This window comes from Lysinibacillus sp. FSL W8-0992 (assembly GCF_038008685.1).
Lineage (GTDB): Bacteria > Bacillota > Bacilli > Bacillales_A > Planococcaceae > Lysinibacillus.
On record NZ_JBBOZQ010000001.1, the window covers coordinates 1,089,364 to 1,103,804 of the forward strand.

Below are 14,441 nucleotides of genomic sequence, written 5' to 3' on the forward strand. Positions count from 1 at the left end.
TACTATGAAAATTGAAGTGTTTTCAGATTTCTCATGTCCATTTTGTTATATCGGGAAAAAAGAATTAGAGCACGCAATAAAAAAGGCAGGCTATACAAATCAAGTAGACATAGAATATAAATCTTACCAAATTGATCCGGGCGCATCCAAAGAGGTTGGTCAAAATTATTATGAATATTTCATGGCACACCAAAAAGTAACGTTTGAAGAAGCCCAGCAAATGACTGAGGGTATAATAGACCGAGCGAAAGAAGTTAATCTAGCATATAATTTTGCTGAGATGAAAAAAGTGCATACTGAAAACGCCCATCGACTAGCAAAATGGACGAAACAATTTGGTAAAGAAGCGGCTTATACGGAGGCTTTAATGGCTGCTTATTTAATAGAAGGTAAAGATTTAAATGATGAGGCTGTTTTACTAGCAGTTATTAAAGAATTAAACTTGAATGTTGCTACAGCAAAAGAAGTGCTGACTAATCCAAACGATTTTATGGAAGAGTTGGATAAAGATCGCTATGATGCACAACAGATTGGCGTACAAAGCGTACCGTTCTTCGTCTTTGAAAATCGTTACGGCATTAAAGGTGCTGAGCCAAATGAAGTGTTCGTGCGTACATTGCATCAAGCAGCAGAAATTGCAGGCATTAAACCAACTTTCAATCTAGTTGGTCATGGAGACGCTACCTGTGCTGATGGCGAATGTAAATACTAAGTAAGTGTCAGGCACCGAAACAATTTTGAATTTTCAGATTATTAACTTGTGAGTATGTAAGTAGAAATCACGTAGACTCCAGCGGGAACAACATAAGATGTAAGACGCAATAGACCAAGCGTCGCAAGGGTTGCGGCTTGTGCCCGACAGAAAGCAAAGTGGGTTTTTACAATATAGGAGACTATAGTATGCCAAGTGTTCTTGGCATACTATTTTTGTTGTTTTCTTATCGAAAACAGTGGGTTTTGCTATGTAGACAGCACAGTTTTTAGCAGAAAAAATTAGGTACTTCAAGAGGTATTAAGGATTGTTTCTATTGTTATAGAACAAAATATTATGTATAATAATTCCATTTTTATCGTCTTTATGGTTCTATTCCTGTGAAGTGTGAGAAAAGTCACATCGTGCCATATATTATCTTGCTAGAATAAAATTAACATTCAAAGGGGGTATTGGTAATGAAGAAAATGGCTACTGGTATAGCGGGAACAGTCTTATTAGCCGCTACACTTTTTGTTGGGGCAGTGATTAGTGACAAAATTTTAGGTGATGCAAATGGTGAGATGCAAGAAGCAGCAGTACAGACAAAAATTCCAACAACGGCAGCTTCTCAAAAGGTAGTCTACGCTCCACCGAGTATCGAAGAAGTACCTGATGGACCGATGAAAGAAGCTATTTTATTTGGTTATGAGCTTGTAAATAATACGCACGTTGCTGCGGATGAATATGTAGGAAATCAGTTATCTTGCACAAGCTGTCATGCAGGTGCAGGCTATGATGAACAAGCCTCTTCTTTAGTTGGCGTTATGGCTAACTATCCACAATATATCGCTCGTTCTGGAGGAATTGTGACGATTGAAGAACGCATAAATGGCTGTATGGTAAGAAGTATGAACGGCAAAAAGTTTGAAATGAACAGTGACGAACTTGAAGCTATGGTTGCCTACTTTGCTTATATTTCACAAGGAGTACCGATTGGAGCAGAGCGTGAATGGGCAGGTACAAGTAATATGAAAAACATACCTGTTCCAGATGTAGCAAACGGCGAAGAATTATACGGACAATCTTGTATTGCTTGTCATGCTGCAGATGGCTCTGGTACTGGCGCTAACACAGGTCCAGCATTATGGGGCGATAATTCCTTTAATGATGGTGCGGGAATGGCGCGTATGTCCAAAATGGCTGGCTACATTAAAAATAATATGCCTGTTGGAGCTGGTGGAACATTATCTGATCAAGATGCTGCTGACTTAGCTGCCTACATTTTATCGCAGGATCGTCCTGAATGGGCCAACCATGATAAAGACTGGCCAAAAGGTGGTCGTCCTAACGACTTAATGGATAAAGAGAAGCGCGATCAAGTAAAAAATGGCACGATTGATTGGGCGCAAGTGCTTTCTACGAATTAAAAAAAAGTGCCAGGCACCGAAACAATTCTGAATATTGTCAGTGAAAATCCATGGAGATTTCTGCGGCTTACGAAAAGTCAGCGGAAAGCGAAGTGGATTTTTACGTTATAAGAAGTCCTATTATGCGTAAAAGAAAATAGTGGAACTGCCTTCAACTTATCTTGCTGTCCCTAGTAGTTCGGAAAAGAAAGTTAGTACATGAATTTGGTATACTAGCAGTATTAGGAAAAACAACGGGAGGTGGCGCTTGTTGATTTACTTGAAGTTACTTATTCAAATTATATTTGTTGCAGGAATTATTTATTTTGTTAGTGGTCGTTTAATAGGCTCAAATATTAACTTTGTACGAAGAGTACTGTCTGTTGTTATTAGTGTTACGCTTACGTCCTTTGTTTATTGGTACTCCTATTTGCGTCATCGAGATTTTTTATCGGAGTCGATGATGCAAACCGTTACCGAGGTAAGTACGCTTATTTGGATAGGTAGTATGTTGCTTATCTCGATGCTACTCTATCTCGTATTCGAACTGTTTGATCCAATAGGGATTAAAGGTGGAGAGCGCCGTAATGGGCAAAAATCAATATTGTTGAGATTGCGCAGCTACTGGCGTCAGCAGAAGAGATTGCGTCAGGTGCTAAAAATAGCAGTAACAAATGGTATAGTGCAAACGATTAAATATGCAAGGCAGCGGGAAAATGAGAAGGAGCTTGCTGTTGCATTACGTACAACTTTGGAGCAATGTGGCGGGATATTCATTAAATTCGGGCAAGTACTTTCAACGCGCAAAGAATTATTTTCTCCTATTATTATAGATGAGTTGAAACATTTACAGCAAAGTGTAAAGCCTTTACCTCAAGAGCAAGTTACAAAGATTTTAGAGGAATCCCTTCCAATGTCTGTAGATGATGTATTTACAAACTTTCAAATGGAGCCATTGGCAGCAGCTTCTATTGGACAAGTACATAAGGCACGACTGAAAAACTATGAAGAAGTCGTAGTCAAGCTATTGCGTCCAGAAGTAAAAGGAATTATGCGTGATGATCTTGATATTTTAGAGGAATTTGCAAATTGGTTTGCAAACAAGTCTACTTGGGCAGAGTCTTTAGGCTTCCGAGAATTAGCGGGAGCATTTGCAGATGGCTTAAGGGAAGAAATTCATTTAGATATTGAAGTACGCAATACTTTACAGGTAACGAATGCTCTTGCCAAAAGTGAATATAAAGTACGTATACCTAAAATATATACAGAGTTTTGCGATGAAGACATCATTGTAATGGAATACGTTCGTGGTAAAAGTGTGGCTGAGGGTTCATCTGAATTTAGACGATTGAATATTGATCGCAGACAATTTGCACGAACAATTTTGTATTCCTTTTTTGAACAAATGTTATTTTCAGGAATATTTCATGCAGATCCGCACCCAGGAAATATTTATATTGATGAGACAGATGGGGGACCAATTCTCCTCGATTTCGGAGCGGTGGGACGCTTAGGAGCTACTCAACAAGAGGGATTAAAGTTATTTTTATTAGGTATTCAACAAAATGATTCCAGTATTTTATACGATGGCTTAATGTTGCTAGTAGAAAATAAGGACTATGCGGATCGTGGTAGGGTAGAACAGGCAATGGACCAAATATTACTCAAAATATCCTATGTAGATCGTATTCCAACTGAAGAATTGATACATTCGTTGTTTACTGTCGTACGGGATTTTGGCCTTGCGTTTTATCCTTCTGTTGGTTTAGCGCTTCGATCATTAGTAACATTAGATGGGACATTACGTGTAATTGATTCGCAATTTGATATTTTTACAGAAGCTAAAGATTTTTCCGCATCTTATATGAGAGCTGCATTTTTAAGACCATTTAAAGAACCGATGGCGACAAAAGATCGAGTGCAGGAAGAACTGTCGATGCTGATTCCTACTTTACGAAAAATGCCAAGACGTATCGATCAGCTTATTCAAAGAGTAGAAAGCGGAAAAATTATATTGCATCATGATATTTTTTCAGATGACCATAACTCACGTTTCATTACCCAGCTATTTGCACGTTTTGTTTTATTACTTGTCGGCATTACATTTGGTATTATCTCGGTCGCACTACTAGCAATTTCTCAATTCATTCATGAGTCGTATGCAGTGTATTTGAATACTGCCGCTTATCTAGGGTTGTTCTTATGTGCAATTTTATTAGTAAGACTATCTATTCAAGCGCTACGCTCAATGAGGTAGGAGAAGACACTACAAAGTGCTGATTAAAAGTATAAAGAAATTCACTATTACTGTATTTTGTCATTTAGTAGGCATTGGCTGCAATGCAATTTTGTTAAGCAATTAAAGTCGTCAATCGCATATTTCCTAGTGTTTTTCACAATGTACATTTTCAGTTGATTGGAGCGGCAAGCGCTCGCCCGAAGCAGAAATCAATGGTAGTAGTTTAATTCTATGAGTTTGGATACAGTTTGAGGTAGGGGATGATTCTCCTACCTTTTTATATTACAAAAAGATTACAAATAACCAAGGCGCAAGGTGCTATTTAGAGAAATTTGTAGTAATTTGTAGCGTTATATTAACGTTTTGTAGAAAAATGTCGTATTAATTACAATGTTACAATTATATTTCGAGTTTTACTAAACTATTAAAACGGTCGGAAATAGTATAAAAGTTACGGCAATAATGCTAAACTTTAAAAGGCTAATAAAAACATAAGATTTTAAAATGATCGTTCATGTATTTACATAGGAAAATAAAGAGCGAAATTGATAGATGAAGGGAAATGAAGACCCATGGGTAAGCGTAATAAATGGCGTAAGTCGATGGTGCTAGCATTAGCACTTGCAGGCGGCCTATTATTTAATACAGTTCAACCGATTGAAGCACACGCTGAAGAAACGTCTCAGCATATGATAGATAAAAAAGCGAAAATTGATGCAGAAGTTAAAAGTTTAGAAAAAGAGTTAGACCAACTTCAACAAGAAATTGATCAAAAAGTTAAAGTATTTAACCAAGTACAAGCAGATATAAAAGAAGTAGATGCAGGTATTGTTGAAACTGAAAAACGTATTGAGCAACGTTCAACTATTTTAAGTGAGCGTATGGCTGCATACCAAGCACAAGATAACACAGTGGGTGTATACTTAAGCGTTGTTCTAGAATCGAAGAGCTTTGCAGATTTAATGGACCGTGTCGTAGCGGTAAAAACATTAATGGATGCTGACCAAGAGCTAGTAAATCAACAAGAAGCAGACAAAGCGAAATTAGAAGAACAAAAAGCAACATTAGACGAAAAACAAAAAGAGCTTCAAAAACAATTCCAAGAGCTTCAACAAAAAGAAAGCGAAATGGAAGTAAAAAAAGCTGAAAACCAAGCAAAATCACTTGCATTAAAGGCACAAATTGCAACGAAACAAGAAGAAGAGCGTCTTGAAGCAGAGCGTAAGGCAGCGGAAGAAGAAGCAGCTCGTTTACGTGCACTTCAAGCAGCTACACCTGTAGTTCATGTCAACAACAATAACAACAACACTAACACTAGCGGTAAAAATAACGGTGGTAGCAAACCTCAACCAATCATAGTTGGATCTGGTTCAGGTACTGCATCTTCAGGTGATGCTATTTCTACAGCGAAGCAATTCCTAGGTCGTTCATATGTTTGGGGTGGCAGTAATCCTACAACAGGCTTTGACTGCTCAGGTCTTGTACAATGGTCTTACAAGCAAGCTGGCGTATCATTACCTCGTACAGCATCACAACAATATTTATCAACAAAACGAATTTCAGCAAGTGAAGCTCGTGTTGGTGACTTAGTATTCTTCAGCTATGGCTCAGGCGTAGCGCATGTTGGTATTTACCTTGGTAATAACACAATGATTGATGCTCAAAATAAAGGGGTAGTCATTGAGTCACTTGATTGGTGGAACCAATATTTAGTAGGCTTCGGTCGTATTCAATAAGTCTATATTAGTTAGACGATTTTAATAGCAAAAAAGTTAAATAAAATAGCATTCATTATCAAGTAACGATAATGGGTGCTATTTTTATTTGAAAATCTATAAACATAAATCTGTATAACAGTTTTAAAAACTGTAACAGACACTAAGGAATTTGGTCCAAACAATTAAATCACACGAAAAAACGATTGCGCCAACTGCTTACATTACTTGTGTAGAAGGAGCAGTAATAATCAAACACTTCTTAAAGAAAGCGGAGTCAATCAATTTATAACTTCATATTCTAGTAGTCGTAAATAGACAAAAATGTAAGGCACCCTCTGTTTAAAAAGAACCGAGAGTGCCTTTTGGTATTTATACGCCCATCAAATAGAATATCCCTTACTGCAGTATATTTTTTTCAATCTAATCTTATATTAAATTTTGAAATTGAATTTGATAACCCCTGTTTCTTTTAAGGCGAAGAGGAAGATGATAACAAATGGTCCTACGAGTAAGCCGATGACGCCAAACAATTGCAAACCGATAAACATCGCGATTAATGTTGGCAGAGGGGGTAAGCCGATATGTGCACCCATTACTTTAGGCTCGACAGTTCGGCGAATAATTAATAAAATAGCTGCAAGAACAAAGAGCTTAATGGCAATCGCTGTATTACCCATCAGGAGGTGATAAGTTCCCCAAGGTGCTAAAATAATAATTGAGCCAAGGAACGGGATAACATCAATAATCCAAATAATTATGGTCATTACTATCACATATTTCGGTTGAATAAGTAGTAAACCTACAAGTGTAACCCCAGCTATAATAAAGCTAACAAGAATCTGAGCCTTCATAAAACCGAAAAATGCATCTTTTAAACGATTAGTAATAATTTTCAATTTCTCTTCAGTTGTAGGCTTTAAAAATTTGTAAGTTGACTGTTTTAATTTTGGTAAATCTAGCATAAATAGAAATAGGGCGATCATATAAACAAGAAGACTTATAAAGAGGCTTGGAATTTGTGAAAAGAAGGTCGTAACTTTGGTATAATTAAAGAAGTTTAAAAAAGATTCTTCAACTTTCTCAATGAAGTCGGTTGTCGTTTTTTGAAGTGAAGCACTCACTTCAGTTGGAAAGTCTTCTGTATATTTTGAAATATTCTCTTGCATATGACCCCACATCTCGGATAATTTAGAAATATAGTAAGGTGCTTGCTTTGAAATGGAAATAATTTGCGACATTAGTTGCGTAATAGTAAAGTAACAAATAATAGAAATAAAAATAACACTTACTATGTATATAAAAGCAACAGCTATTTTTCGCGACATTTTCCATTTTCGTTTAAAAAACATAACAATGGGTTCTAATAAAAAAGCTGTAACACCTGCTAAAATAATTGGCACGGAGACAGGAATGATAAAATATAAGGCTATAAGTAGGCATATAATCGCTAGAGTTCGTATAGTCAACTTTCGAGTTATAGTTCTATTCATAAGCTCTCCTTTTATCGTTATTTTTAAGTAAAGTGTAACATAAAAAAATTAAAATTTGAAAACGTTCTGAAAGAATGAAGGTAGGGATAAATCATGGAAAAAGAGATTTTGCAACTTTTTAGTAATTTAACAGAGCGTGACCGTGAGATTGAATACGAGTCGTATAGAAGATTGATAAAAATTATGCAAGAACCAGTAGATTGGACATATGCAGTTTGGGAACAGCTTATTAAAGCCCTTACATATACAGATGGACATGCTCGTGCACGGGCAGCACAGTTTTTATGTGCATTAGCAGCAAAAAGTGACCCGGAAGAACGTGTTCTGGATGATTTTTTAAAAATTTGGGCCGTAACATATGATGAAAAAACAGTAACTGCAAGGCATGCTCTTCAAGCAATTTGGCAAATTGGGCTTGCTGGACAAGTTCAAAGGGATTTAATTGTTTCGTATTTAGCGAAAAGGTTCCAAACATGTATCGATGAAAAGCAACCATCGCGTATTCGATATGATATTATTGTCTCCTTCAAGAAATTGTTTGATGCTACGAATGATCAAAACTTACTGGATATTGCAAAGAGATTAATAGAAGAAGAGCAGGATATAAAATACAAAAAGAAATATAAAACAGCCATCCGTTAAAATAGCGAGATGACTATTTTTATGCCCAAGTGTGTTATTTTGAAGAAAGAAAAGTTATTGATTATAATGAAAACAGGAGGATGGATTCAGTTTTTGATAGGTCTTATATACTGACGTAAGCTTTAGTATAAGCGAGAGCCAGAAACTATCTATAAAGAGGAAACACGTAAATCTGCAACTGTATATAGCATAGTAACAGTATAATTTTTGTAAATAAGAAAGGGTCGGGTCGAAAAAATGGGGATTTATAATTATTTAGTGAAAAAGCCCAATGGTGAAATTTTATCAATGGAGACATTTCGTGGAAAGACAATGTTAATCGTCAACACAGCCAACCAATGTGATTTTACATATCAATTTGAAGATTTACAAAAAATGTATAATAAATATGACAAGGAAAATTTCGTTGTTTTAGGTTTCCCATGTAATCAGTTTGGACAGCAGAACCCAGAAGATGGAGTTGAGACAACTCAACTTTGTCAACTTAACTACGGAGTAACTTTCCCGATTTTTGAACTAGTTCAGGTTAATGGAGAAGAGACACATCCGTTATTCAATTATTTAAAGCATGAAGTAGATTTTCGTGAATTCGGAAAGGCGAATATGCAGGAAAAGATGTTAGCTGAGGCTATTATCCAAATTGCACCTAGCTTTTTAGATGGACGTAACATTCGTTGGAACTTTACGAAATTTTTAGTAGATAATCAAGGTCATACAGTTGAGCGCTTTGAACCAACAGATTCACAATTAGATATTGAGCAAGCTATTGAAAAAATTTTATAACTAGCTATTTTAATCAGAATTTTTAGGCTGGAATAACAAATAGCGGATCACTATGTAGAAATAGTGCTAAGTTTTGTATAAATATATTCGAATATTCCACAATCTCGCAACTACTCTTTCGAATCAATATATGATAAACTGCTAATCAAGTGAATAATTCTTGCAGAATAATGGTGCTAACTTTAGCATAATCGGGAATTCGGTGTAAAACCGAAGCTGTTTCCGCAACTGTAAGTACAAGAATCATAAAAAATGCCACTGTCGAAAAGGGGAAGACCCAAGATGGGAAGGTTTTATGATATCGCTACTGCATTGGGTAGTGAGCTGTACGAGCCAGGAGACCGACCTTTATTTAATGTATAAAAACTCTTCGGAAGCTAGGAGGATATACGGCAAATACATAGGCAATGTCGCGTGAGGCGGCACTATATATGCTATTTTCGTCGTTCCCTAGGGAGCGGCGTTTTTTTATGCACCTGTAAAGCAAAATCTGTTCATGAAAGAAAGAAGGGACTAAGTATGAAAAAAGATGCCCGTTATTCTTGCTACCCGTTCATGCGTGAAAAAATATCTACAGTAGATTTTGAGATTCGTACGGATAGTTTAACAACTCATGTCGGTGTAGCATTGACGGCTGTAAAAGCTGAAAAAGTTGAAGTAGTGGCGACAGATTTATTGACTATTTTACCAATGGCCTACCATGTAAATGGCTCAGTACGTGGCAAATTAGCGGTAACGGAAGAAGATTTGTTATGGCTTAGTGAGCGCTATGATTTTTATGTGGGGCATGTAAAGGAAGAAATCCAAAACTTTGTTTTACCACAAGGTACGGGGGCTGCAACTGCGCTTCATTTATGTCGTAGTGAGGCAAAAAAATCATACCGTGTTCTACATAAAGTTTCTGAGGAAAGAGAAGTACCAGCCATCCTTTTCGACTACTTAGGATTATTAGCTAATGTATTTTTTGTAATGGCTGTATACATGAATCAACAAGCTGGTATTGCTGAAATACCGTTTATAAGCAAATCATATCCGATGAAGAAAAAGAAGGAGAATGTGTAAAGTGAAGAAACTATTTAAATTCCAATGGCTTACAGTGTTAATGTTAGCACTTGTATTGGCAGGTTGCGGCACAGCAAATGAAACTAAAAAGGACGATACATCGAAAACAGGACAACAAGCTGAGCAAACAGGCTACAAAGTGACAGATGATCGCGATGTAGAAGTAGCATTTGATGCAGTACCAAAAACGGTTGTGTCATTACAACCGAGTAACACTGAAGTTCTATTTGCACTAGGTGTTGGCGATAAAGTAGTTGGGGCAACTGAATATGATACGTACCCAGAAGAAGCAAAAAAAATCGAACGAGTGTCAGATTCCGTAACATTCAATAGCGAGAAAATTGTAGCGTTAAAGCCAGATGTTGTAATTGCTTATTACACAGGTAATGACGAGACACTAGATGCCCTTAAAGGTCTTGAAGATGCAGGCGTGAAAGTATTTGTTATTAAATCAGCCGCATCATTTGAAGATGTTTTTGGAGATATTCAACAAATCGCTGAAGTGATGGGTGTTCAAGATAAAGGTGAGCAATTAAACAAAGATATTAAAGCGAAAATTGCGGATGTGCAAGCAAAAGTAAAAACTGTAGAAACACCGAAAAATGTTTATTTAGAAATTAGCCCTAAGCCAGATATTTATACAACAGCAGCTGGTACTTTCCAACAAGAGATTCTTGATGCAGCGAATGTGAACAATGTATTTGGTGATCAAACAGGATGGGTAAAAGTTTCTGAGGAAGATGTTATCGCGAAAAATCCTCAAGTTATTTTAACAACAGTAAACTATGTAGAAGACTCAGTAGGCGAAATTCTTGGGCGTGATGGATGGAATACAATTACTGCTATTCAAGATAAAGCAGTAAATTATATTGATACTGATATTTCCAATCGTCCAGGTCCACGTATTGGTGAAGCTGTTGAGATGGTAGCAAAAGCAGTATATCCCGAATTATTTAAATAAGGATAAATGGTGAAAGCCAACCATTAAAATTTGGGCAAAATAGATAAAGTGTTAGATTGACTGCAATCAATCTAACACTTTTTTGCTTGTGAATGTTGTTGTCCGCTAAGTACAGGCTTCACGGTCTTCAACCTCCGATATCTTCAAGACAATCGGTGATTCATAGACTTTGAATCTCTACTAAAAGGCATTGTGAATAATTGGTATTATCTTCAGTTGTTCTATAAAATAGAACTATAAATGATTGCTTAAATAAGGGAGGCGTAGTGGATGACACAGTTTGACATGAAGGTTATTCCGTTTGAGGCAGTCTTAAATTTCCGCGATATGGGTGGCTATAAGACGCGAGATGGCAGAGTGGTTAAGAATGGATTGCTATATCGTTCGGCTGCACTAGGTAAGATGACACCGGCGGATAAGGAGCGCTTTGAAGCACTAGGAGTAAAAACAATTTTCGATTACCGAGATCAACAAGAGGCTCAAAATAATCCTAACCCCACATTCAAGGGAGCAAAGTATATTCAAATTCCTGCAAAAGGCAACCACGCATTTGAGATGCCGACAAATACCGGCGGCCACAATTTTTATAAGGTTGTAAGCCCAGAGATGTTCCGCGATTTTTATGCACAAATGCCATTTAACAATGCTTCATTTAAAAAATTAATGTCTACAATTCAAAATCCAGATAATTTAGGCCTCGTCCATCACTGTGCCGTAGGAAAAGATCGAACGGGAATTGGCGGTGCGCTCATTTTGCTCGCTTTAGATGTACCCGAGGAAACCATTATGCAAGACTATTTAGATACGAATATTTATTTACGCCCTATGGTAGAACGAATGGCACAGGCAATACAAAATACTTTTAATGACCAAGAGTTACAACAGTTCCATGCATTAATGTCAGCACGTGAGGATTATTTGCAAGCTGCCTTCGATGCTATAGATAGTCGTTATGGTTCGAAAACAGTGTTTTTAGAGCAAGAGTTTGGTTTAACAACAGAAAAACGCCAGCAATTACAAGAAAATTGCTTATGCTAATAGGCCGCCCTTTCACAGTAAGTTAGTGAGAGGGATTTTTTTGTAAGCTATTCAAAATATTTTTGTATTAGCTATCCTTTACAGTAGTAAATCTGTGATAAGATACAATAGATTTTTATGTAATATAGAGAGAAGTGAAGTTGTTGGGAAATGCGATTAGAGAGAAACATTCGGCAGACCAATTTAGTCTATTTCATTTAACATGGCCGATTTTTTTAGAAGTTTTTTTATTTATGTTGATGGGATTAGCCGATACATTTATGTTAAGTGCCTTATCGGATAACGCTGTATCAGGTGTGGGCGCAGCAAATCAATACATTCATATTGCGATATTAATTCTTGAAGTGGTAGGCAATGGTGCTGCGATAGTTGTCTCGCAATATTTAGGTTCAAAAAGATTATTAGAGGCTACAAAGATTTCAGCGTTGGCAATTACGATGAACTTAATTGTTGGGCTGATTATGAGTGCTCTGTTTTTCTTAGGCTCAAGCCATTTAATGACGATGATGAATTTGAAGGGCGATGTCTTACAATATGCCCAAAGTTATTTAGTCATAATTGGTAGTTTTATTTTTTTACAAGCTATTATTAATGCATTAGCGGCTATTATTCGTGTACATGGTTGGACGAAGCAGACAATGTATGTATCACTCGGTATGAATGTCGTTCACGTCGTGTTAAACTACGGTTTGATTTTTGGTAATTTAGGATTGCCGGAATTGGGTGTGAAAGGGGCTGCGATTTCCTCCATTATTAGTCGTGGACTTGCGGTTATTGTATTTGCATGGCTGTTGTATCAGGTAATGGAGATACGTGTGAAAATCGAATACTATTTCACTTTTTCAAAAGAGTATGTTAGAAAAATTTTAAATATCGGGTTACCGTCTGCATTTGAGCAAGTGCTTTATCAATTTTGCCAAATTGTCTTCCTCTATTATGCAACTTATATAGGATCTGAAACGCTTGCAGCAAGACAATATGCAATGAATATTTCGATGTTTACGTATTTGTTTGCGGTTGCAATCGGTACGGGGACAGCTATTATTATTGGCCGCTATGTAGGCGCGGGTAAAAAAGATGAGGCTTATCATCAATTATGGATAAGCGTGCGCTCAGCTTTTATTTTTACAATACTAATGGTAAGTGTAGTGACGATTTTTAGAAAACAGTTAATGAGCATATTTACAGATAATGCAGAGATTATAGCCATTGGTGGGTCTGTATTAGCATTAAGTATTTTATTAGAAACAGGTCGTACGATGAATATCGTAGTTATTAATTCATTACGTGCTTCAGGCGATGCAAGATTTCCTGTGAAAATCGGCTTTTTATCGATGGTCTGCATGAGTTTGCCACTTGGCTATTTATTTGTATTTGTTTTAGATTGGGGACTAGTAGGGATATGGTTAGCTATTTCAGCAGATGAATGGATGCGTGCCATTATCGTATACTTTAGATGGAAAAGTCGAAAGTGGGAGCGTTTTGCAATTGTCTCACCTACTGAACAAAAGGAGGCGAATTAAATGGGAGCACTTTCTAAACGTGCTGCAGGAGCAGCGTTAATAGATGCAAATATCGGGTTATTTGCTTGTCCGATTTGTCAGGAGTCCATGCAGGTCTATGATCAAGGGAGGCTTACATGTTCAGCAAACCATTCCTTTGATATTGCTAAGCAAGGTTATGTAAATATGCTGACGCATAGTGCAGCTTCTAAATATAGTAAAGATCTTTTTGAATCCCGTAAAACGATTATTGATAGTGGTCTATATGATCCACTAGAGGAGAAAATAGCAGAACTAATAGGAGAAGCCAAAACAGTGCTTGATACAGGCTGTGGAGAGGGATCACATTTAGCCCGTATACTGTCGCAAAAACAAGGGATAGGCATTGGTATTGATATTGCAAAAGAGGGTATTCTTGCAGCTGCTCGGCATTATCCAAAGCAAATCTGGTGTGTTGGTGACTTAGCAAAGAGTCCATTTGCCAAGACAAGCTTTGATGTTATTTTAAATATTTTATCCCCAGCTAACTATGAAGAATTTAAACGATTGCTTACATCAAATGGATGTGTCGTAAAAGTGGTACCACAAAGTGGCTATTTGCAACAATTACGTTCACAACTTTATGCTGATTCTGCAAAAGAAACATACTCCAATGAGCAAACTGTAGAACGCTTTCGTGAAAGTTTTTCAAATGTCACAGTAGAGCGTATAACTTATACGGTGCCACTTGCTTCTGTGCTCGTTCCTGCACTGCTTGAAATGACGCCGATGGGCTGGCATAAGGCGCAGCATGCAGAAGTGACTGTAAATGAAATCACGATTGATGTCGATGTCCTAGTAGGTCGGGTCTAAATAAAATAGTTTTGACTTGGACAATTGCAGTATACAACTCTTTTCGATTACAAT

General features: G+C 37.0%; 12 protein-coding genes and 1 riboswitch. Of the genes, 11 read left to right on the plus strand and 1 reads right to left on the minus strand.

Going from position 1 to position 14,441, the window contains the following annotated elements; all coding sequences use genetic code 11:
* The first annotated feature begins 4 nt into the window (after positions 1 to 4).
* From NSQ74_RS05300 to NSQ74_RS05315, 4 genes are all read left to right on the plus strand, one after another.
* Complete coding sequence (locus NSQ74_RS05300) at positions 5 to 712, plus strand: DsbA family oxidoreductase (protein WP_340821930.1); 708 nt, start codon at positions 5 to 7, stop codon at positions 710 to 712.
* 458 nt (positions 713 to 1,170) lie between these two features.
* Positions 1,171 to 2,121 (plus strand): c-type cytochrome, encoded by a 951-nt coding sequence (locus NSQ74_RS05305; RefSeq protein ID WP_340821931.1) that lies wholly within the window; start codon positions 1,171 to 1,173, stop codon positions 2,119 to 2,121.
* 250 nt (positions 2,122 to 2,371) lie between these two features.
* On the plus strand, positions 2,372 to 4,357 hold the full coding sequence (locus tag NSQ74_RS05310) for an ABC1 kinase family protein (protein ID WP_340821932.1): 1,986 nt from the start codon (positions 2,372 to 2,374) through the stop codon (positions 4,355 to 4,357).
* A 554-nt stretch (positions 4,358 to 4,911) separates the two neighbouring features.
* On the plus strand, positions 4,912 to 6,075 hold the full coding sequence (locus tag NSQ74_RS05315; RefSeq protein WP_340821934.1) for a C40 family peptidase: 1,164 nt from the start codon (positions 4,912 to 4,914) through the stop codon (positions 6,073 to 6,075).
* A 413-nt stretch (positions 6,076 to 6,488) separates the two neighbouring features.
* Here NSQ74_RS05315 and ytvI read toward each other — a convergent pair whose 3' ends face one another.
* On the minus strand, positions 6,489 to 7,547 hold the full coding sequence (ytvI, locus tag NSQ74_RS05320) for a sporulation integral membrane protein YtvI (RefSeq protein WP_340821935.1): 1,059 nt from the start codon (positions 7,545 to 7,547) through the stop codon (positions 6,489 to 6,491).
* A 93-nt stretch (positions 7,548 to 7,640) separates the two neighbouring features.
* Here ytvI and NSQ74_RS05325 point away from each other — a divergent pair, with 93 nt between their 5' ends.
* From NSQ74_RS05325 to NSQ74_RS05355, 7 genes are all read left to right on the plus strand, one after another.
* A complete protein-coding gene (locus NSQ74_RS05325; RefSeq protein ID WP_340821937.1) occupies positions 7,641 to 8,189 on the plus strand; it encodes a hypothetical protein in 549 nt (182 codons plus the stop codon).
* Between the two features lie 237 nt (positions 8,190 to 8,426).
* Positions 8,427 to 8,972, plus strand: coding sequence for a glutathione peroxidase (locus NSQ74_RS05330; RefSeq protein ID WP_340821938.1), 546 nt, complete (start codon positions 8,427 to 8,429; stop codon positions 8,970 to 8,972).
* Between the two features lie 154 nt (positions 8,973 to 9,126).
* A riboswitch (cobalamin riboswitch) is annotated at positions 9,127 to 9,336 on the plus strand.
* 155 nt (positions 9,337 to 9,491) lie between these two features.
* Complete coding sequence (locus tag NSQ74_RS05335) at positions 9,492 to 10,034, plus strand: hypothetical protein (RefSeq protein WP_340821939.1); 543 nt, start codon at positions 9,492 to 9,494, stop codon at positions 10,032 to 10,034.
* A 1-nt stretch (position 10,035) separates the two neighbouring features.
* Positions 10,036 to 10,995, plus strand: a complete 960-nt coding sequence (locus NSQ74_RS05340) for an ABC transporter substrate-binding protein (protein ID WP_340821940.1) — start codon at positions 10,036 to 10,038, stop codon at positions 10,993 to 10,995.
* Positions 10,996 to 11,265: 270 nt separating this feature from the next.
* Positions 11,266 to 12,033, plus strand: a complete 768-nt coding sequence (locus NSQ74_RS05345; RefSeq protein ID WP_340821942.1) for a tyrosine-protein phosphatase — start codon at positions 11,266 to 11,268, stop codon at positions 12,031 to 12,033.
* Positions 12,034 to 12,176: 143 nt separating this feature from the next.
* Positions 12,177 to 13,556 carry an MATE family efflux transporter gene (locus tag NSQ74_RS05350; protein ID WP_445669055.1) on the plus strand — a complete coding sequence of 460 codons (1,380 nt, stop codon included), beginning with the start codon at positions 12,177 to 12,179 and terminating at the stop codon, positions 13,554 to 13,556.
* Positions 13,557 to 14,387: a putative RNA methyltransferase gene (locus NSQ74_RS05355; protein ID WP_340821945.1), complete on the plus strand. Its 831-nt coding sequence runs from the start codon at positions 13,557 to 13,559 to the stop codon at positions 14,385 to 14,387.
* Positions 14,388 to 14,441: the final 54 nt, after the last annotated feature.

Bases quoted from the DNA above. Each gene is read 5' to 3' on its own strand.
- NSQ74_RS05300 (WP_340821930.1), top strand. From the start codon at position 5: ATGAAAATTGAAGTGTTTTCAGATTTCTCATGTCCATTTTGTTATATC.
- NSQ74_RS05305 (WP_340821931.1), top strand. From the start codon at position 1,171: ATGAAGAAAATGGCTACTGGTATAGCGGGAACAGTCTTATTAGCCGCT.
- NSQ74_RS05315 (WP_340821934.1), top strand. From the start codon at position 4,912: ATGGGTAAGCGTAATAAATGGCGTAAGTCGATGGTGCTAGCATTAGCA.
- ytvI (WP_340821935.1), bottom strand. From the start codon at position 7,547: ATGAATAGAACTATAACTCGAAAGTTGACTATACGAACTCTAGCGATT.
- NSQ74_RS05325 (WP_340821937.1), top strand. From the start codon at position 7,641: ATGGAAAAAGAGATTTTGCAACTTTTTAGTAATTTAACAGAGCGTGAC.
- NSQ74_RS05330 (WP_340821938.1), top strand. From the start codon at position 8,427: ATGGGGATTTATAATTATTTAGTGAAAAAGCCCAATGGTGAAATTTTA.
- NSQ74_RS05335 (WP_340821939.1), top strand. From the start codon at position 9,492: ATGAAAAAAGATGCCCGTTATTCTTGCTACCCGTTCATGCGTGAAAAA.
- NSQ74_RS05345 (WP_340821942.1), top strand. From the start codon at position 11,266: ATGACACAGTTTGACATGAAGGTTATTCCGTTTGAGGCAGTCTTAAAT.
- NSQ74_RS05355 (WP_340821945.1), top strand. From the start codon at position 13,557: ATGGGAGCACTTTCTAAACGTGCTGCAGGAGCAGCGTTAATAGATGCA.